At 55.9% G+C, this 20,328-nt stretch carries 19 protein-coding genes and 1 tRNA gene; 2 read left to right on the top strand and 18 right to left on the bottom strand.

Annotated elements, in window-relative coordinates:
* Window positions 1–14 precede the first annotated feature (14 nt).
* From HMPREF9334_RS11080 to HMPREF9334_RS11070, 3 genes are all read right to left on the bottom strand, one after another.
* Window positions 15–1,349 (bottom strand): NCS2 family permease, encoded by a 1,335-nt coding sequence (locus tag HMPREF9334_RS11080; RefSeq protein WP_006693558.1) that lies wholly within the window; start codon window positions 1,347–1,349, stop codon window positions 15–17.
* 51 nt (window positions 1,350–1,400) lie between these two features.
* Window positions 1,401–1,491, bottom strand: a tRNA-Ser gene (locus tag HMPREF9334_RS11075).
* Window positions 1,492–1,635: 144 nt separating this feature from the next.
* Entirely contained in the window at window positions 1,636–2,202 is a 567-nt protein-coding gene (locus tag HMPREF9334_RS11070; RefSeq protein WP_006693557.1) for a hypothetical protein, read from the bottom strand.
* A gap of 250 nt (window positions 2,203–2,452) precedes the next feature.
* Here HMPREF9334_RS11070 and HMPREF9334_RS11065 point away from each other — a divergent pair, with 250 nt between their 5' ends.
* Window positions 2,453–3,355 (top strand): LysR family transcriptional regulator, encoded by a 903-nt coding sequence (locus tag HMPREF9334_RS11065; protein WP_006693556.1) that lies wholly within the window; start codon window positions 2,453–2,455, stop codon window positions 3,353–3,355.
* Window positions 3,356–3,414: 59 nt separating this feature from the next.
* Here HMPREF9334_RS11065 and HMPREF9334_RS11060 read toward each other — a convergent pair whose 3' ends face one another.
* The 8 genes from HMPREF9334_RS11060 to HMPREF9334_RS11025 form a co-directional block, all read right to left on the bottom strand.
* Window positions 3,415–3,828 carry a hypothetical protein gene (locus tag HMPREF9334_RS11060; RefSeq protein WP_245535257.1) on the bottom strand — a complete coding sequence of 138 codons (414 nt, stop codon included), beginning with the start codon at window positions 3,826–3,828 and terminating at the stop codon, window positions 3,415–3,417.
* 135 nt (window positions 3,829–3,963) lie between these two features.
* Entirely contained in the window at window positions 3,964–4,509 is a 546-nt protein-coding gene (locus tag HMPREF9334_RS11055; protein ID WP_006693554.1) for a flagellar hook assembly protein FlgD, read from the bottom strand.
* A gap of 20 nt (window positions 4,510–4,529) precedes the next feature.
* Complete coding sequence (locus HMPREF9334_RS11050; RefSeq protein WP_006693553.1) at window positions 4,530–6,278, bottom strand: flagellar hook-length control protein FliK; 1,749 nt, start codon at window positions 6,276–6,278, stop codon at window positions 4,530–4,532.
* Window positions 6,279–6,326: 48 nt separating this feature from the next.
* Window positions 6,327–7,703, bottom strand: a complete 1,377-nt coding sequence (gene radA / locus HMPREF9334_RS11045) for a DNA repair protein RadA (protein ID WP_006693552.1) — start codon at window positions 7,701–7,703, stop codon at window positions 6,327–6,329.
* Window positions 7,704–7,873: 170 nt separating this feature from the next.
* Entirely contained in the window at window positions 7,874–10,378 is a 2,505-nt protein-coding gene (locus tag HMPREF9334_RS11040) for an ATP-dependent Clp protease ATP-binding subunit (protein WP_006693551.1), read from the bottom strand.
* A 13-nt stretch (window positions 10,379–10,391) separates the two neighbouring features.
* Entirely contained in the window at window positions 10,392–11,462 is a 1,071-nt protein-coding gene (locus HMPREF9334_RS11035; protein ID WP_006693550.1) for an ATP--guanido phosphotransferase, read from the bottom strand.
* Window positions 11,452–11,982, bottom strand: coding sequence for a UvrB/UvrC motif-containing protein (locus tag HMPREF9334_RS11030; RefSeq protein WP_006693549.1), 531 nt, complete (start codon window positions 11,980–11,982; stop codon window positions 11,452–11,454). Before HMPREF9334_RS11030 ends, HMPREF9334_RS11035 begins: the two co-directional genes overlap by 11 nt.
* A gap of 50 nt (window positions 11,983–12,032) precedes the next feature.
* Window positions 12,033–12,485: a CtsR family transcriptional regulator gene (locus HMPREF9334_RS11025; RefSeq protein WP_006693548.1), complete on the bottom strand. Its 453-nt coding sequence runs from the start codon at window positions 12,483–12,485 to the stop codon at window positions 12,033–12,035.
* Window positions 12,486–12,714: 229 nt separating this feature from the next.
* Here HMPREF9334_RS11025 and HMPREF9334_RS11020 point away from each other — a divergent pair, with 229 nt between their 5' ends.
* On the top strand, window positions 12,715–12,936 hold the full coding sequence (locus tag HMPREF9334_RS11020) for a hypothetical protein (RefSeq protein WP_006693547.1): 222 nt from the start codon (window positions 12,715–12,717) through the stop codon (window positions 12,934–12,936).
* A gap of 36 nt (window positions 12,937–12,972) precedes the next feature.
* On the opposite strand, the gene HMPREF9334_RS11015 is transcribed toward HMPREF9334_RS11020, so the two are convergent.
* The 7 genes from HMPREF9334_RS11015 to rpe form a co-directional block, all read right to left on the bottom strand.
* Window positions 12,973–14,487 (bottom strand): ABC transporter ATP-binding protein/permease, encoded by a 1,515-nt coding sequence (locus tag HMPREF9334_RS11015; RefSeq protein ID WP_342626175.1) that lies wholly within the window; start codon window positions 14,485–14,487, stop codon window positions 12,973–12,975.
* Window positions 14,488–14,504: 17 nt separating this feature from the next.
* On the bottom strand, window positions 14,505–14,720 hold the full coding sequence (locus tag HMPREF9334_RS12735) for a hypothetical protein (protein WP_245535268.1): 216 nt from the start codon (window positions 14,718–14,720) through the stop codon (window positions 14,505–14,507).
* Window positions 14,721–14,805: 85 nt separating this feature from the next.
* Window positions 14,806–16,911, bottom strand: coding sequence for a TonB-dependent receptor (locus HMPREF9334_RS11010; protein ID WP_006693545.1), 2,106 nt, complete (start codon window positions 16,909–16,911; stop codon window positions 14,806–14,808).
* A 203-nt stretch (window positions 16,912–17,114) separates the two neighbouring features.
* Window positions 17,115–18,095, bottom strand: coding sequence for a lysylphosphatidylglycerol synthase transmembrane domain-containing protein (locus HMPREF9334_RS11005; protein ID WP_006693544.1), 981 nt, complete (start codon window positions 18,093–18,095; stop codon window positions 17,115–17,117).
* Window positions 18,096–18,118: 23 nt separating this feature from the next.
* Window positions 18,119–18,910, bottom strand: coding sequence for a GTP cyclohydrolase FolE2 (gene folE2 / locus HMPREF9334_RS11000; protein WP_006693543.1), 792 nt, complete (start codon window positions 18,908–18,910; stop codon window positions 18,119–18,121).
* Window positions 18,910–19,596, bottom strand: coding sequence for a 7-cyano-7-deazaguanine synthase QueC (gene queC / locus HMPREF9334_RS10995; RefSeq protein ID WP_006693542.1), 687 nt, complete (start codon window positions 19,594–19,596; stop codon window positions 18,910–18,912). Before queC ends, folE2 begins: the two co-directional genes overlap by 1 nt.
* 11 nt (window positions 19,597–19,607) lie before the next feature.
* Entirely contained in the window at window positions 19,608–20,321 is a 714-nt protein-coding gene (rpe, locus tag HMPREF9334_RS10990; RefSeq protein WP_006693541.1) for a ribulose-phosphate 3-epimerase, read from the bottom strand.
* Window positions 20,322–20,328: the final 7 nt, after the last annotated feature.

Raw genomic sequence — 20,328 nt, 5'->3', positions numbered from 1 at the left:
CCCCTCCCCGCGCGTTAGGAGCGCAGTGCCAGATTGATGAGGAACGCGATCGAGACCAGATACATGATCCAACTGATCTGCTTATACTGTCCCGCGAAGAGCTTCATCACCGTGTAGCTGATAAAGCCGAAGGCGAAACCGTTCGCAATGCTCGACGTGAGCGGCATCATGATGATTGTGAGGAATGCGGGAAGTGCATTCGTGAAGTCCGAGAAGTCAATCTTGCCGACCTCGGACATGAGCAGTGCTCCGACGAGGATGAGCGCGGGAGCCGTCGCAAATGCTGGCACAAGCCCGATCAGCGGCGTAAAGAGGAGAGCGGCGAGGAAGAGTACACCCGCCGCGAGTGCCGTAAGCCCCGTGCGGCCGCCGGCGGCAATGCCTGCCGCACTCTCGATGTAGGACGTAACCGTGGACGTACCGAACACCGCAGACACCATCGTACCGACCGCGTCCGTCGTCAGAGCCTTGTCGATGTTTTCGATATGTCCGTCAGGTTTCACCATCTTCGCCTTCGTCGTCAGACCGATCAGCGTCCCCATATTATCGAAGAGCTCCACCACTGTAAACGTGAAGATGATCGAGACGAGACCGTAGTTCCACGCACCCGCCAGATCGAGCTGTCCGAACGTCTCGCCCATGTGCGGCAGCGACGTGCTGACAATATCGCCAAGCCCCTGCGGTGCGGGCGTCATGCCGAGCACCATCGCAAGCACCGTCGTGACAAAGATGCCGATGAGGATCGAGCCGTGCACATTGCGTGCCATGAGTGCCGCCGTAAAGAGCAGACCGAACAGCGAGAGCAGCGTCGTCGGTGCGGTCACATGACCGAGCGAAACATACGTCGCGGAGTTCTCGACAATCAGTCCGGTGCCCTTGAGCCCGATGAATGCAATGAAAAGTCCGATACCGACGCTAATTGCGAGTTTCAGATCGCGCGGAACGGCATTGATGATCGCCTGCCGAATCCCGCCGACCGTCAGAATGAGAAAGAGCACGCCCGAGAAGAAAACCGCACCGAGCGCGACCGTCCAGTGCAATCCGAGAACGCCGCAGACATAGTAGGCAAAGAATGCATTGAGCCCCATGCCGGGCGCAAGTGCGACGGGATAGTTCGCAAAGACGCCCATCGCAATCGAGGCGAGTGCCGCAATCCAGATCGTCGAGGCAATCGCCGCATCCTTCGGAATCCCCGCATCGGCAAGAATATTCGGGTTGACGAAGAGAATGTATGCCATTGCAATAAAGGTCGTCAGCCCCGCAATGAGTTCCGTGCGGACGGACGAGCCCTTCTCCCGTATCTTGAAATACCGCTCGATAAAGGACGGCGGCGTGCCCTGCATCTCCATGTAAACATCTCCTTAAAAACAAAAAAAGCCCGATAAGGCTTAGAACAAAAATGGCGGAGTGGGAGAGATTCGAACTCTCGCAGCGGTTACCCACTCTAACGATTTAGCAAACCGTCCTCTTCAGCCTCTTGAGTACCACTCCATATTCTTTTTTCGCTTCATCAACGACATGGGATATATTAACAGAACATATCGAAGTTGTCAAGAAAAAAAATGAAGGGGCTGCCTTCCGTGCCCCTTCATCGTATTGCGCAGACGTAATCGTTCCCACGTCAATACCCTTGCCTCACTTGTCCTCCTTCTTCTCTCCTTTGAGCCATTCATCGAGAAGATTCTCACACAGACGAACATGGCGCTTGATGATCTCAAAGCTTTGTTCATCAGTAACGCCGGCACTGTCATGTTCCACCTGTTTCTCCCATTTGTAGACCGCTTCCAGTACACCGTGATAGCCGAGCTTTTGGATTTTTTCGGTCATCTCATCATAGCTGAGGTGATCTCTTTCACCGCGCAAAGCCAAGGAAAGATCCGACATGAACGACTGCATCTCCAAATGAGACAAGCCTTTGACAGCTTCATACCAAGCGCGCTGCTGCTCGATCGGAGCGTCATGCGGCGGAAAATATGCAACGTGATCGGCATCATAACGCAGACCGCTGAAATACCACCGATACTCTTCGTCGGGAATGCCGAGAGGATTCCCGACCTTCGGTTCTTTCTCCGCCGCCTTCTTCGTCTGCTCGGACTGAACCGATGAAAGCACCGACGCAAAGTCGCCCGCATTATGTTTCTTTGCACCTTGCGTCTGATTCATCCGTCCAAGAACATCCGCTGACGTTTGCTCGATTCTCATGATCCTCTTCCTTTCATTTTTATATAACAAGTTGTATTTTTGCTCTATTAAATATATCGTTTTTCACAAAAAAAATTAACCTTGTGATTTTCATGCAGATTGAGTCCTCTCTGCATGAGCCCCCTTTACAAGTACACCATATACCAATCAGTAATAGGATATATGAAAAACTTATATAGAAAGTTGCGCCTTCTTCATTGTATATTGTTCTTTCTACAGATATAATAGAATACCAGAAAGGAATGACTGAATGGAACTTGCACAATTAAAATACTTTCAAGTTATGGCTAATATCCGCCACTTTACGCGTGCTGCGCGGATGCTCGATGTGACCCAGCCCGCACTCAGCCGCTCGATGGCGAAACTCGAAAAGGATCTGGAGGTCTCGCTGTTCAAACGCAGTGAGGGTGAAATCGAACTGACACCGGAAGGCGAACGTCTGCTGCGCCGCGTGGATCGCATTCTGCGTGAGGTGGACAGTGCCCGCGAGGAGGCGAGTAATGCAGGGGCAGAGGTCTCAACCGAGTTCAAACTCTCGTTCATCCACTCGCTCGGCAGCTACGTCCTGCCGCATATCCTGCAGGACTTTCGCGCACTCTATCCCGATATCCGCATCCAACTGAACCAGCAGGATTCAGCAACGCTCGCGCAGCAGGTTGCTGCCGGGGAGACGGATCTCTGTCTCTGCTCCACCATCCCAACGACGGAGTACAGCGCATGGGTCTATCTCTGGTCGGAGGAACTCTTTGTCACCGTCCCACTCGGACACCCGTTTGCCGAGCGGAAGAAAATCAATCTGAATGAACTGGTGGATGAACCGCTGATTGCAATGAAGAGCAGCTACAGTCTGCGCATCCTCGTCGATCAATTCTTTGACCTCGCGGGCATTCACCCTGAAATCACGTTCGAGGGCGACGATGTGTCAACGATGTCGGGTCTCGTCGCGGCGGGGCTTGGCGTGAGCCTCCTCCCGAAACTCGCGGGGGTCGAGCATCCGGAGCTGCGCTACATCCCCGTCTCGTTCCCGATCTGCAAGCGTGCCGTCGGTGTCGCATGGAACACACAGCGACAACTGCCTCCTGCAGCGATCTGCTTCCAGCAATTCCTGATCCGTCGCTTCGACAATGCGGAGGAAGTTTCTCCCATAAATTAAAACAGCCCGTGAAGACTCTCTCTATTGAATCTTCACGGGTTATTTCATATGCGGACTCGTTATGCCGCAATGTCCACATTCTTGCCGATATTCTGTACCGGATGACTGGTTGCATACGCCTGCTTGACCTGCTGCATAAGCTCATGCGTCACCTGTCCGCCGATCTGCTGTGCCTCGCGGTTCGTGCGCTGGAATTTGCTCGTTCCGAGACGCCTCGGATCCATGTACTCCTCAGACTTCTGCACCGCACGCGACGTGCTCTGCGCCCCGTCCTGCGCGACACGGTTCTGCGTCTGATGGAACTGCCCCTTACCAAGCTTTGTGCCGGTACCGAAATTTGATCCACCAATAACAGATGCAACCTCCTGCATCTTTTCATGGGTCACCTGCCCGCCGATGCGCCGCGCCTCGCGGTTCGCACGTTGAAAGAGGCTGGTACCGAAGCCACCGCTTCTGAGTGCCGGTATTGCCATAATGGTTCCCTCCATTTCATTCCCCACTGTCCCTTGGGGTGTTGTTCCTATATTATAATGGATGAATATATTTTATGCAAGCGTAAAATACCGCCGAAATCATCCTTCGGCGGTATCTCATTTCTATCCGTTTGTTTAGGATCCTGCCTTGAGACGACCGACACGCACAATCTCGGATACCTGAACCTGATGTGTCTTGCCGTTCACGTCGGCAATGACGCTCGGTTGACCGTCGGTGATGCTGACACCGATGATCTTGCCCTCATAGCTCTGCGTCTTGACCTTTCCGTCACTGTCCTTCACGGGTTTTCCATCTTCACCCTTTACCACAGTGGTCCACTGGACAGGCTGTCCAATCATATTGCTCAGCTGTCCGATGAGAACGGAAGAGTTGATGTTGTCGACGATCTTCGATACATTCTCAAGACCCTTGGAGACGTTCGTCATCTGCTCGAGTGCGGAGAACTGGGCGAGCTGCGAGAGGTATTCGCTGTTGTCCTGCGGATCAAGCGGATCCTGATACCTCATCTGGGTGACGAGCAGCTTCAGGAAAGCATCCTTGCCGAGCGCGTCATTCTTCTTGTCCTTCGCTTTTGCCTGATTTTGTGCTGCCTCGTAGTCGGACAGCTTCTGCACAACGCCGCCGACATTAATTGTATTCAAGGGGTTTGAACTTGCCACGATATTTCCTCCTCAACGCGTTATACGCGATAGTCTACACCATCGGTTCCGACCGAGCCGTCAGTCCTCTCCTGCGCCACTGCGGATGTGAGACCCTCGACCTCATCGAGATAGTCATCGGCATCGCCGCTCGCGTAGACCTGCTGTGCTCCACCCTGCCGGTTGCTGCTTTGCTGCCACGCCTCCTGCCCCTGTCCCTGCGGCATTTGGCCGTCTGCCAGTCCTGCGTAGACACCGACGCGGTCGATCTTGAGTCCCTGATTGTTCAGTTCTTGTCGAAGCTGGACAAGGGAGTTCTCGATCACATTGCGTACCTGAGCATTGTCGCTGTGGAAGGATGCCTGTACCGCACCGTTCGAACCAACCGAGACACGCAGAGTGAGTTCCCCGAGGTGTTCAGGGCGCAGACGAATGACCATCTGCGTATCATTGAGCGTGCGTAGGAGGCGCGCCTGCTCGACAATCTGACGCGGGATTTCATAGTCCGGCTGCGGACGCTGTGCCTCCTGTGCCGGTGCAGGAGCATTGACATCCTGCATGGGAAGGGGGCTCGTTCCCGTCTGTGCCGCAATGGGCTGTGCAGGCTGCGGAACCGTCTCTGTTGTACGCGAGGGAATCTCAAAGGTCATGCTTGATGCCATACGCACATCCTGCTGCCCGTTTGCCGGTGGCTGCTGCTCCCCCTGTGCACTGCTCTGCTGCCCCGTCGAATCGCCCTGCATTGTATCATGGCGCATCGTACGCTGAGCAAGTACGGTCAGCGGGTTGGCCGCATCCACATCCGCATCAACGGTCAGCTGATTGCCGACAAGGTCTGCTGCCGACCGTGTCCCCGACGACGCAGGCTCTGCCTGTGCCCGCAGGAGCGGTGCTGCAACCGTCTCTGCCGTCATCTGTGTGTTTTGCTCCGCCGCGAGTAACGACGTATTTACGATGCTGCGCTGTGTCGTATTCTCTGCAACGGGAGGCACAGGGTAGGTATCTGCCGTAATAGCAGGCATATTTTCCCCCGCCGCGGACACTTCGGTGTTGACCGCCGCACGCAGCTGTGTGGACAGCGGTGTGTCCAACGCCGCCAGGCGCAAAATGGGCGCATCAGCGTTCTGCACCGGAGTAGGAAGCCCCTCCGCACCGATCTTCTGCGCCAGCGCGTCGAGCGTCGATGCTGCATTCTCCTGCGTGAGCGGCTGTCCCTCCAGTGCGAGAAGGAGATTGCGGCTCTTCGCAGCATCTTCGGGCAGAGTCTGCAGTAGGTTCTGCACGGCATTTTTCAGCTTCGTGTCGCTGAGCTGGTCTGCCGTCAGTCCGTAGCGTTCCAAGATCTCTGTGAGTGCGGCATCAAGCCCCTCGTTCACGTCCGTATTTGGAAGTGCCGCATCCGTGTTCACAAGTGCCGCAAGAGCTGCTGCAACCTTGTTTTGCACCGCGGTATCGTCCGCAGTCGGCATTTTTTTCTCTGTACCGTTCGTCTGCGGGTCAACAACTTTCGGCGTTTTCGCCGTCACATCCTGTGTGTCCTGCGACGGTACGGTGCTTCCCGTCTGCGGCACCTTCGTCTGTGCCGTCTTTACAGGAGCTTCACGCATCTCGGTCTTTGCCGCGTCTGCACCCATTCCCTTTTGCAGTGCGCCAAATGTATCGCTGAACGAATTCTTCCCTGAGGCTGTTTGCGCACGATTCTCCACGGATCCGCTGCACCCCTTCGGCACACCCGTTCCTGCAGAGATCCCATCGGTCGGAGATACCGCCATGAGATTATTTGCATTCATCTACACATCACCTCTTCTACTTGTTTATCGGAAAGCATCCGCTGTTTCTTAAATATTTTTTGGCATAGCGCATTTCAATGCATCACCGATGGTCTCTGCACCGAGAAGCTCCATGTCTGTGAATTTCCCCACGAGCTGGCGATAGTTCTTCATCGGAAGGAGCACTGATTTGAACCCGAGCCGCCGCGCCTCGGCGACGCGCAGTTCCGCCTGGGATACGGCACGCACTTCGCCCGAGAGTCCGACCTCGCCGCAGACAACCATGTGCGGCCGCGGCAGACGATTCGCAAAGCTGGATGCCATCGCAACGCTGAGTGCGAGATCGGCAGCAGGTTCGTCAAGACGAATGCCGCCCGCCACTTTCACATAGACATCCGCCGAGCCGATCGGCAGTTTCACACGTTTTTCGAGCACGGCAAGGAGGAGCTGTATGCGCTTCACATCCACGGAGTCCGCCGTGCGGCGCGGCGGCTGGTACGGCGTCGGGGCGACAAGCGCCTGCACCTCAACGAGCAGAGGACGCGTTCCCTCGACCGTCGGCACGATGATCGAACCGCTCTCCATCGCACGCTCCGATAGAAAGAGTTTCGATGCATCGGGAACGTCGACCAGTCCGACATCGCACATCTCGAAAAGCCCGAGTTCATTCGTGCTGCCGAAGCGGTTCTTCACCGCACGCAGGACGCGGTACTCGGCGTTGCGCTCACCCTCAAAGTAGAGCACGGTGTCGACGATGTGCTCAAGGACGCGCGGTCCTGCGAGACTGCCCTCCTTTGTCACATGGCCGATGACGAAGACGGCGATGCCCGCATTTTTCGCGATACGCATCAGCTCCATGGCGCACTCGCGTACCTGCGAGACGCTGCCGGGCGCACTCTCGATGTCGGGGCGGTACATCGTCTGGATCGAGTCGATGATAAAGAGCGCGGGCTGCTCCCGCTCCACATGCGCACAGATCGCGTCAAGATTCGTCTCGCTGACAACAAGAAGATCATCCGCGATCGCCCGCAGACGATCCGCGCGCATACGGATTTGGCGCGCGCTCTCCTCGCCTGTTACATAGAGCACGCGATGTCCCGCACGCGCAATATCCGCTGAGACACGCAGCGTGAGGCTGGATTTGCCGACGCCGGGATCGCCGACGATGAGTACCATCGAGCCGGGAATGACCCCGCCGCCAAGCACGCGGTCGAGTTCGCCCGAGCCGGTCGAAAAGCGCGGCAGATCCTCAACAGCAATACTGCCGATGGGCTGCGGCGGCTCCGATGAGAGCGTGCCGACACCATGACGTTCCTCCGTCGGCGGCGTTACAATCTCCTCCACGAGTGAGTTCCACGCCCCGCATCCGGGGCATTTCCCCATCCACTTAAAGGTATCGTAGCCGCAGTTCTGACAGACATATGCGGTCTTTTTCTTCTTTGCCATAGAATCTCCTGCAAATAAAAGGGACTGCTTACGACAGTCCCTTCCGTTTCCAATATTTCAGAGCACGCACAGCGGAGCATACAAGCCAGTACAGTGACCAGCTCAGGTTGAGGAGGAAATCCGCCGCACGCCCGGTGCGTGTCGGTGGGGCAAGCACATTGCGGGGCCGCTCAGACTTCATGATAGGATGCCTGCTTCTCTCGCTTTACGCGCTTGTTGCGGCTCGTATCCTTTTTTACAAAGTCGAGGCCATCGCCCGCCTTGCGCACGGAGATGATATCGCCCGCCGTGAAGTCGCGTGCAAGGATCCGCTCTGCAAGCTCGTCCTCAATGTTCTTCTGAATCGCACGGCGCAACGGACGCGCACCGAATTTGACATCCGTCCCCTTCGAGATGAGCACGCGCTTCGCCGATGGACTGATCTCGATGTTGATCTCCTGCTCGGCAAGGCGCGCCTTTACATCACGCAAAAGGATGTCGACAATCTTCGTCAGCTCCGTCTCACCAAGTGCGTTGAAGACAATCATATCATCCACGCGGTTCAGGAACTCGGGGCGGAAGAGCTTTTTGACCTCCTCCATGACACGCTTTTTCGCACGCTCCTCATCGGTGCCCTTCGCCTGCTGCCCGATGGAAAATCCAATCGAGCCGGTCGTTGAGCGCAGATGATTTGCGCCTGCATTCGAGGTCATGATGATGATCGTGTTGCGAAAATCCGTAACCATCCCCTGCCCATCTGTGAGGCGTCCATCCTCAAGCACCTGCAGGAGCATATGGAAGACGTCGGGGTGCGCCTTCTCCACCTCGTCAAAAAGGACAATGGAAAACGGCTTCTTGCGTACGGCATCCGTGAGCTGACCGCCCTCTTCGTAGCCGACATAGCCCGGAGGCGCGCCAACAAGACGTGCCGTCGTGTGCTTCTCCATATACTCGGACATATCGAAGCGGATGATTGCCTCCTCCGTTCCAAACACGGATTCGGCAAGAGCACGAGCAAGCTCCGTCTTACCGACTCCCGTCGAGCCGAGAAAGAGGAAGGAGCCGATCGGGCGGCGTGGGTCTTTAACCCCTGCACGCGCACGGCGTACCGCCTTTGAGACGGCACGCACCGCCTCGTCCTGACCGATTACACGGCGACTGATCTGCTTTTCGAGCGCGAGCAGACGGTCGGACTCCTTCGCCGCAATGCGCTGCACGGGAATGCCCGTCCACTGCGCCACGACATCGGCGATATCATTCTCTGTCACCAAAATCTCTGCTCGTCGATCCTCACCGCGCCGCGATGCCTCAAGCCGCGCACGCAGTTCCTGCTCACGGTCGCGCAGCTGTGCCGCCTTCTCATAGTCCTGCCCGCTGATCGCTGCGTCCTTCTCCTTCACAATCTCCGCAATCTCCATGCGCAGCCCTGCGAGCTGATCGGTATCGCCGATATTCCGCATACGCACGCGCGAACCCGCCTCATCCATGAGGTCAATCGCCTTATCCGGCAGACAGCGGTCCGTAATGTAACGCTTCGAAAGGCGCACCGCTGCCCGAACAGCAGCATCTTCGATGTGTGCGTGATGGAACTCCTCATATTTGCTACGCAACCCAAAGAGAATCTGCTCTGCATCCTCTTCCCTTGGCTCTTCCACCAAAACAGTCTGGAAACGGCGCGCAAGGGCGCTGTCTTTCGCAAAGTGTTTCTTGTACTCGCTGCTCGTTGTTGCACCGATAATCTGCATTTCCCCGCGTGCAAGTGCAGGCTTCAGGATATTGGCAGCATCAAGCGAGCCCTCCGCACCACCGGCACGGATGAGCGTATGGATCTCATCGATAAAGAGAATAATGTTCTTCGCCTTGATGACCTCATCCACGACATTCTTGAGCCGCTCCTCGAACTCACCACGATACTTCGTCCCTGCAACCAGTGACGTCATCGAGAGCGTGACAACACGCCTATCCTCAAGCAGGAACGGCACCTCACCGTCTGCGATGCGCTGCGCCAGCCCCTCGGCAATGGCCGTCTTCCCAACCCCCGCCTCTCCAAGAAGGAGCGGGTTATTCTTTGTACGCCGTGCGAGGATCTGGATGACACGGTCAATCTCCTGCCCCCGCCCGATGACAGGGTCGAGGTCACCGCTGCGGGCAGCACCCGTCAGATCACGGCCAAACCTCTTGAGCGAAGCGGGCAGCCCCTTTCCCTCCCCCTTGGCGGGCTTTCGGCGTGCAGACTTCCCCTTCGACTCCTCCGCATCGCTCATGCGCTCGAGCACCTCGCTCTGCAGTGCCTCGATGTCAACATCCATCTCCTCAATTGTATGGACTGCCGTCCCGTCAGCCTCCGTAAGGAGACTGAGCAGGATGTGCTCTGTCGTCACAAAGGAACGCTCTTCGCGTGCGGTATCAATCGCCCCCTGCATGACACGCTGGGCACGGCGCGTATAATATGGGACATCCTCGGCGGGGGACAGAACATCCTGAAAACCGTCCGAGCCGCGAATTACCTGCTCCGCACTGTCATAGTCTACGCCAAATTTATCCAGAACCTGTGCCGCAATGGTATCGCGCATGTGCAGAATCCCCAGCAGAAGCTGACCGGTTCCGATATACCCCTTGCCGCGCCGCTGCGCGATGTATTGTGAAAACTCTACGGCTTTAATCGCCGTCTGTGTGAAAAATTGACGGTAGTTCAAGCTGTCCCCCTCCTCATCCCTGTATTCGATATTTTTGTAAGATTGCACGCACGCGCGAGGCGCGCATGGTGCTGATTTCCCCCGTGGATAAATTTTCGTTTTCTGCCAGATACCGCAGATACCCGTCGCGTGTAGCGACGAGGAGCTCCGCATAGCAGTCCGAAGTCACCTCTTTGATGATCCCCTGATCGATACCGTAGCGCACACGTGAGACGAGTGCAAACAGTTCCTGCTCCGTCAGCGCACGGGCGTAGGACAGGATGCCAAAGGCACGCCATACGCCGTCCTCGACGCCCTCCTTCCCTAGACAGGACAAAGCCTTGCGGGCACGTCGCTCATGTGCTGCGATCTCTCCCACAGCCGTCTGGATGTTCTCAATCATTTCCGCTTCGGAGTATCCGAGCGTGAGTTGATTGGATACCTTGTAGAGATGCGCCCCCTCGCCAATCCCCTCAAGCGGGTGCACGGCAAGTCCAAGCTGCGGAGATGTATTGACAATGTTTTCGATATTGCGTGTGTAGACCAGTCCCGGCAAGTGGAGAATGGCAGAGGCACGCAGTCCCGTCCCGAGGTTGGTCGGATATGCCGTCAGATACCCCATCGTCTCATCAAACGCGAGATCCAACCGCGCCTCAGTGTAGTCGTCCACACGCGATGCCGTCTCAAACGCCTGAGAAAGGGAGAGCCCCGGGGTCATGGACTGTATATGCAGATGATCGTCCTCATTGACTAGGATGCTGACACGTGTATCCGCACTGATGTATGCCACGCGGTGCGGCTGTGCCTCGGCAAATTTCTCACTGACGAGACGTTTCTCGATCAGGACCGCGCGCTCAAGTGTGCTCAAACGGTCGAGTTCGATCCTGTCAAACGGCTGACCAAGCTCCTTGTCAATGTCTGCAAAGGCATCGCCGAGCTGCTGCACAATCTCTGCCAACTGTCCGAGATCGGCACGCCCAGGAAACGGCACCCCCACCAAATTGCGTGCGAGGCGCACACGGCTCGAGAGCACAACATCGGTATCCTTTCCCTTCGTACCGAACCATGAGAGTCGGCTGCTCTGCAGGAGCTCGTCAACTGCCATATGTCTGCTCCTCCATCTGACGTTCCAGACTGCGAATCCGATCCCGATATTCTGCCGCCTTCTCGTATTCCTCGCGCGCCACCGCCTCTTTCAAACGGGTACGCAGCTGCTCCGCCTCCTGACGGAGGATGATGGAAGACCCCGAACGGCGCGGAATCTTGCCGCGATGGACACTCGAACCATGAATGCGCCGCAGGAGCGGTGTGAGCTCATAATGGAACGTCTCATAGCAGACCGAGCAGCCAATCTGCCCCGTCTGCGGGAAATCCTGAAACTTCATGCCACAGTTCGGACAGGTGATGTGTGGTGCATCCTCCTCGGCAGTGCTCTCCTGTTGATTGCTGCCGAAGATGCCCTTGAGGAAATCCTCTGCCGATACGTTCTCCTGCTGTGCGCGAAAAATCGATGCCCCATAGCGTGCCGCACAGCTCATACAGATATTTTTCTCACTCCGACCATCGGGACCGATCTGCACAATGTGCACAATCGCATCGTTGCGGCCGCATTCCTCACAAATCATTATATTTCCTTCCGTGTAATTGGATTTTCCTGTTTATATATATCGAATAGCTATCTAAAATTCTCCAGTGTCAATATCATTGTTTTCAGCATCTGGACTCGCTCCTTTGCCGCAAGCGTCTCGGAACGAAAGAGCCCTGTTACCATCTGCATGAGGAGTGCCGCCTCACGCGTCTCCACCATCCCATGCTGCGCGAGGTAACGCACCATCGACTGCACCGTCTCCATATCGGTGTTCTCATCGATCTTTGACAGCATATCCTGATAGACGAGATCGCGCAGTGGGACCTGCACAATACGGATAAAGCCGCCAAGGCCGCGCCGCGACTCCACCACGAATCCCTTATCCTGCGTAAAACGCGTGGAGAGCACATAGCTGATCTGCGATGGTGCGCATGAAATCTCATCCGCAATATCCGTTCGCCGCAGCTCCACCTGTCCATCCTGTCGGGTGGCAAGCTGACGTAGGATATAAGACTCGATCATATCGGCAATGTTGCTCATCGTATCACCTTCTTTGGTACTTCTTAATTGTGCTTTTCTCTATTATATTTGTTTTTTTGACTTTTAGCAAGTACCAATTATATCAAGGAGAAAATAAATTTTTACGATCTAATGTTTTCCTATATGATGACATTTTCGTATAATTTTTAGCTGAATGATATGCGCTATACTTGCAGCTTGATAACTTTTAAGGCATAATCGTATATCAATAGAAAGAAGGAGAATACATATGCTTAGGAAAATTGCACTCGCGACGCTTGCCGCCGTTACACTCTCTGCAGCGACACCCGCGCTCGCAACAGACTATCTCGCCAACACGAAGTCGGGCAAATTCCACTACGCGACCTGCCGAACGATCAAACATCCCGACGCGCCGCACTTCGTTCCCTACAGCTCACGCGAGGCAGCTATTGCCGATGGATACGAACCGTGCGGCGTGTGCTGTCCGTAGCAGCAAAGAGCCACCAGTTTGACTGGTGGCTCTTTGCTATTCCAGATGCCAACCTCCACCCGCCGAAAGCAAAAGTTTGCGTTCGTGATAGGCACCTACACGCCGTCGATGCGCAATACTGACGACTGCTGCGTCAGAGCATTCCGTCTGAAGCAGTTGATACATACGATCCTCATTCTCCTCGTCGAGCGCGGAAGTTGCCTCGTCGAGGAAGATCCATTGCGGTCTCAGGAGCAACGCCTTTGCAAAAGCAAGACGCTGCTGTTCCCCGAGTGAGAGCACCTGCGCCCAGTTTTCCTCCTGATCGAGGCGTGAGATGAATGCCGCAAGGTTCGCCCTGCGCAAAGCATTTTCAATCACAGGCGTATCTGCCGCACTCACAGCCGCAGGATATAGGAGTGCCGCACGTAGTGTCCCCATTGGCAGATAGGATTTCTGCGGGAGGAAGAGCATATTCGCGTTCTTCGGCATCGTGATTGTCCCCGAACCGTACGGCCAGATGCCTGCAATTGCACGCAGAAGCGTACTCTTGCCGATCCCGGACGCACCCTCGATAAAGAGATGTTCCCCGCGTGCCAGTGTAAACGAGAGCTGGTGTGTCAGGACACGACCATCGGGCTGACACACCGTGAGCCCATCCACCGCAAGCACATTTCCATTCTTCGTATGCTGCACATCCGATGCAGACATCGTACGCTCGACTTGCTCCATGTGATTGCGAAAGTCCGTGAGACGATGTACGACCGTCTGGAACTGCGCGATGGATGCCTCCGTCGGCGAATAATATCGTATGACGAGAAAGGAAAGCGAGTTCACAACCTGTTGGAAGGCGACTGCGGTCTGCATGAGCCCGCCGAACTGCATCTCCCCCGCGAAGATACGCGGTACAGCGACCATATAGGGAAAGAGGAAACCGATGCGCCAATGCAGCTCGGTCACCCATGTAAGTTGGACGCGATGCAGCATGAGGCTGAAGAAATTTCGCCGCACATCATTGAATCGGTCAAGAGCCCCCACCGTCTCACGCTGTTCCCCGCCATAGAACGCAATGCTCTCGAAATGCTCGCGCAGACGCGCAAGACCGAAGCGCAGGTCTGCCTCATACTCCTGCTGGCGGTTGCTGAGACGCACGATCGGGCGCCCCGCCCAGAGCGTCGCCCCTGTGCCGAGGAGAGCATAGGCGATGGCGAGCCACACCATATAGCCGGGCAGAGCAAACGTCTCACCGAAAAGAGGAATGTCAAGCACCCCAGACAGCCCCCAGAGCACCGCACCAAAGGACGAAATGCGCAGAGCGGCATTGAAGATGCCAAGTGTCAGATTCAGAAAATACGAGACGAAGAGCCTCACATCGTCCGTAATGCGCTGGTCTGGGTTGTCGACGGCGCTTTTCCCCTCGACACTCAGTTCCTCATCAATCTGCATGAGATAGTAAGTGCGCCCCGAGAGCCAGCGGCGCACAAAATCATCGACGAGCCATGTGCGCCACTTGATTTCGAGATACTGCATGAGGTAGTTTCGCCCGACCTCCATCGCAATGAATGCCACCATATACATCGGCCAGTATTTCAGATAGAAAAAAAGCTGTCCGAATCCATCTCCTGAATGGTATCGTAGAACATTTTCTGCCATGCGTTGTAGTCCACCATGACAGACACATAGTATGCCTGCAAGCCGAGAATTGCAGCGGCAAGCAGAAACATTGTCCAGCGCGTGCGCGGCCGCCAGAACCCGCGCATGAGACTCCACACGTCGCGGAAAAAGGCACGGTTATAGCGTGTCACTCCATCACTCCCCTATGATAACAGGCACGAAAAGAACCACGCAGCTGCGTGGTTCTTTTGAGCCATATGCTCATTGATCAAATTCTTAGAACTCCGCCGTCACGGAGAGAACAAAGTTCCTTGGCGCACCAAGGTTCGCGCGGTAGCTGCTCGCCTGCCAATAGCGGCGGTCAAGCAGATTGTTCACATCGAGACGAACGGTAACGGGCGTATCACCCATGTGGAACGCATAGCGCGCCCCAAGATCCATACGGAACCATGGTGCCATGCGCAGGGAGTTGTTCGGATCATAATATGCCGCGCCCGTGTAGAGGAAGCGTGTCGATAGCGAAAGACCAGGAACACTATGAATATCCTGCTCCACACTCAGAACAAATTTCTTGTTCGCAACCCCCTCAATGGTATTGCCCTTGTAGTTCTCCGGTGCATAGCGTGCGTCGATCCATGTCAAGCCACCGAGCAGACGCGTTCCAGTGTGTGGCTCACCGAAGAAGGAAATCTCAAGTCCCCGACTCTTGTAGTCCACTTGACGCTGATAATACCTGCCTGGCGCAACATAGTCATCGATTGTCGTCGGTTTCTGCATCTCATAGACACTGAGCGCAGTCGCAAATTTGCCCAGATCGAACTTAACGCCCATCTCCGTGGACTTTGTCTTGATCGGTGCGAAGACCTCGCCGGCATTAAGTGACCAGCGGTCTGCAGTCCCTCCCTCCTGCAATCCCTGCATATAGGTCGCATAGAGAGATGCCGTCGGCGTCGCCTTGAAAAGAATGGCATAGGCAGGACTCCAAGCAGCTTCATTATACGAAGCCGTTCGCAGTCCCGTTGTACGACTGAAACTTTCCGTCTTGATCTTCTGATAACGCGCTCCAAGAATGAATTGCCACTTCTCATTCGGTACAGTGATTACATCAGTAATAGCAAGCCCCGAGAGCGTAGATTCTCCTGTCTTTGGCAAGGACAATCCCGTATAGCCCTGTACCCCCTGCCATACAATGTTATAGAAGTTCGTATTATAGGCGTTGAGCGTCTTTGTATTCGTGTATGCCGTCCAATGTGTACGGTTAAGAGCTACAGTCATCTCATGGGCGAGGTCACCTGTCTGAAATTTGCCCTTTGTTCCGATTTCCTGCGTGTTCGCCCTGCTCTCTTTGGGATATGCATAGTTGATGACACGCGCCGTTCCGTCCAACGCCGTCAGACGAAATACATTGTAGGCGTAGTCCTGCTCGCTGTGGCGCAGACCTGCCGCCGCGTACGCCGACCAGTTCTCGTTGAAATCATAATCTACGCGAAGGAGGCCATACCGCTCCTTTGCGTCGAGGAATGTTCCGTTTTCCCCTAGGTTGAGCTTGGAGGATGGGGCCTTCGGAATTGATCCGAACGCCGCAATCATCGCGTTTGACATGCGCAGCGAAGTCGTCGCATTCTTAAATTCCCGATGCAGATAGCCCGCATCAAGTGAGGCACGCAATTTGTTTCTGCGCATATCAAGAGCGATCGCTGCCCCCGTTGTCTCCTGTTTCTCACGATCAAACGCGGTCGCTCCGTTGCGATGCACAATATTAATACGAACGCCATATTCTTTATTCTTACCAAAGCGCTCGCCGACATCCACACTCTGCCCGAACTGGCTGCCGTTCCCATAGGAGAGCGCAAAACGACGCGTTGGCTCATCCTTCGCGCGCTTCGGTACAAGATTGATCGAACCGCCAACACCACCGTTCGGTGCCATGCCGTAAAGGAGTGCGCCCGGTCCCTTGAGCACATCCACACGCTCCACCGCATTGAGACTGTTCGTATTACTAGGTGCGATATTATATAGCCCGTTAAAAGCAATATCGCCACCCTGCAGCTCCATACCGCGTACCGTCCAGAGATTTGTCGCAGACGAACCAGATGCCTCCTGTACCGCAGGATCATCTGCGACAAGATCCTGTATGGTCTGCGCCTGTCGATTCTGAATGTGCTCCTCCGTGAAGCTCAGCACATTGAACGGAGTCTCCATAAAATCGCGCTCGCCGAGTACCCCGAGCTGCGACTTGCGCGCGACCTGCCCACCTGCGTATGCGACCGCCGGTTCTTCCTGCTGCGTTGCCGGTTCCTCCGCATGGTGTCCGACAATCTCGACCTCGCCCAGTTCGTAGGTCTGAATCGCATCCTCCTGCGTCGTATCAGCAGCAAACACTCCCGACGGTAGAATGACCGCACTGGCGAGCGCGAGTGTCCCCCCCCGAGGACATTCTTAAATCGTTTTCCCATTTGTTTCCTCGCTTTCCATAGCAAAAAACTTACACATCCATCATTAGATGTGGGCAGGATTATACGCCGAATGAAAATCTTTATCAATAAAAAACACCGTTCAAAACGGTGCAGGAGCAACTTTATTTATCAATACCGCCGCAGGAACTCGCGTCCGAAGACGGTGACGGTATAGTAGAAACCGATGAGGAACGGGAGGTATTCGGCGATGAGCCGCCAGCAGACGGCGACGATGCCGACCGTACCTGCGGGAACGGTTGCCGCAAAGAGCAAGACGAATCCGCCCTCAGCAATGCCGGAGCCGCCCGGTGTCGGACTGAAGTAAAGGAGCATATTGAGGAAAATCATACGCCCCATGACGGTGTACCAGTCCGCATCGGTCACGCCGAGCCCGAGCAGGAGGCACGGAACGACGGCGTAGATACAGAGGAGGTTCAGCCCCGACTCGGCAAAGACGACGAGCATCTGACGCGGCGCACCGAGCAAGAGCGAGATCGCGCTCTTCGTGTCGCGGTAGAGACCAAAGAGCTGATGCCGCTTCTTGTCCCGCAGACGGCGTGCAATCCAGACGACAATGTAGTCGAGAAAGCCGCGCCGCGCCCCCACAACGATGAATACGATGCCAAGAAATGCCGCGAGTGTCACCGCCATCAAAATATCGTTCGACACACCGGGGACGATGCCCTCATCGTGCAGAAAGATAAACGGCATACAGAGTGCAAGAAAGAAGATTGAGAGCAGTGTCCGCACGATGACGAGCACCGCAGCCTTGCCTGTAGGTACACCCGCATGGCGCAGGAACATGACCTGTGCGACTGCGCCGCCCGTTGCCCCCGGTGTAAGGAGTGCGAGGAAATAATTGCCGAAGATCACCTGTACCGCTTGGTACAAGGTGATTTTTTCATTGGAGATTTTGACGAGGTGCATGAGGCGGCTGCCGTCAAAGAACATCCCAAGCCCGACGGCAAGGAGTGCAAGGAGAAGTGACCACGAATGAAAACGAGTCAGGTTATGAAGTGTATTGATATCCACCGTCGTGTAGATGACGGCAAAGGAGATACCCACGACAAGCACAAAGAGAAGGAGAAAGCGTCGCGCAAATTTACTCATGCTCTACGCTCTCCCCCCTTCTTCTACTCAGACAAATACTCTTCATGTGCCGCAAAGGCATTGTGGCTGTGGATGGACTCCTCATTTTCGCATTCCAGTGAGAAATATGCAAGCCCCGGCAGCGCACGCAGGGCGAGGATCGTGTCGCGCAAAATGTCCTCGACGAATTTCGGATTCTCGTACGCAGCCTCGGTGACATGCTTCTCATCCGCACGCTTGAGCAGCGGATAGATGGGCGCAGAGCCCTGCCGCTCGAGCAGTTCTGCCAGTTCCTCGATGTAGATGCACGGCACGCCCTCGTGATAGCGGAGCCGCACGCGTGCTGTGGAACGCTGATTGTGCGCTCCGTACGCAGAGATCTCCTTGCTGCAGGGGCAGAGCGAGGTGAACGGCATGGAGAGTCCAAGCTCAAACTGCATCGGTTCTCCGCGCCGCTTGCGCCCCGTAAAGGAGGCATCCACGTCGAGCAGAGACGCACGTCCGCTGACAGGTGCTTTTTTTTCGAGAAAATAGGTAAACGTGAGCGAAACTTCTGCCGCCTCGGCGTGGAGACGATCCAGTGCCTCCGTGAGCATCGCGTCCATCTCCTCCTCGGCGAGCGGCTTCTCGCTCCACGGCAGGAGGATTTCGAGGAAACGGCTCATGTGCGTCCCCTTGAACTCCATCGGCAGGGACACGGTGAATGCAATGCGTGCGAGCACCTGCTGATAGCCGCCCGCCTGTTTCTTGATGAGGAAGGGCAGACGTACTTCCTTGACACCGACGCGCTGAATTGCAATGCCGCGCTCGTCCTCACGGTTCTGTACGTCCAGCATCATCGTGCTCCTGCTGCATACGGGATCGGATCACGCCGCCCCGCCTCGGCAAAGCCGCGCAGACGCAGGAGACAGCTGTCGCAGACGCCGCATGCCTCCGCCCCGCCCCGATAGCAGCTCGTCGTCAGCTCATAGGGCGCGCCGAGCTGCGTGCCGAGACGGATGATCTCGCCCTTCGAGAGATGTTGGAGCGGGGTTTCAACGACGATGCGCCGTCCACGCTCGGTCGCGGCTGCCGTTGCGGCATCCGCCGCCGTCTGGAACGCCGCAATGAATTCCGGACGACAGTCAGGATAGCCCGAGTAGTCGACGGAGTTCACCCCGATGTAGAGATGTGCCGCCCCTACGCGCTCCGCAAACCCAAGGGCATAGCTGAGGAAGATGAGGTTGCGCGCGGGCACATAGGTCACGGGAATATCCGTGCGGTCTGCGTCCCCATCGGGTACGTCAATGCTCTTGTCCGTGACCGCAGAGCCGCCGACCGCATCCATATTCGTCTCGATGATGAGATGCTCCGCCGCGTGAAAATGTGCGGCAATGCGCTTCGCACAGTCTACCTCGCGGTCGTAGCGTTGATGATAGTTGAAGCTGATCGGATAGAGCTCATAGCCCGCCGCCTGTGCGACCGCCATACAGGTACAGCTGTCAAGCCCGCCCGAGAGCAGGATTACCGCCTTTTCCCCCATATTGTGACCTCTCATCCGCGCAGCGAGGCAATGGCTGCGGCAACGTCCTGCGCGCCGTAGATATACGAGCCCGCAACGAGCACATTTGCCCCCGCCGAGCGCACGGACTCTGCCGTCTCCGCATTGATGCCGCCGTCGACCTCGATGTCAACATCCAGTTCGTTGTCCATAACCGTATGATAGAGCGCGTGAATCTTTCCGAGCGTGTTCTCAATGAACTTCTGCCCGCCAAAGCCGGGGTTGACTGTCATGAGAAGCACCATATCCACATCGTCGATCAGCTCCTCAAGGGTATAGATCGACGTGCCGGGATTGAGTGCAATGCCCGCCTTGCAGCCCGCCGCCTTGATCTGCTGAATGACACGGTGGGCATGGCGCGTCGCCTCAACATGAAAGGTAATGATGTCCGCTCCCGCCTTTGCAAATGGCTCGATATGTGTCTCGGGATGCTCAACCATGAGGTGCACGTCAAAGACCGCCTTTGACACCTTGCGCAGGCTCTCCACAACGCAGGGTCCCAGGGTGATGTTCGGCACAAACGTCCCATCCATCACGTCGATGTGGATGTACTCCGCACCTGCCTCCTCCACGCGGCGCACATCCGCGCCGAGGTTTGCAAAGTCCGCCGAAAGAATGGACGGCGCAATGATGGTCGGACGCTCGATGTGAACGTGCTCTTCTTCCATCATTTCCTCTTCGTACTCGTGTTCATGTTCGTGTGCCATTGGGTTC

It is taken from the genome of Centipeda infelix ATCC 43532 (genome assembly GCF_000234095.1).
In the GTDB taxonomy this organism is placed as follows: Bacteria; Bacillota; Negativicutes; order Selenomonadales; family Selenomonadaceae; genus Centipeda; species Centipeda infelix.
The sequence above is the reverse complement of the archived record's forward strand: the minus strand, read 5'-3'. Positions and strand labels throughout refer to the sequence as shown.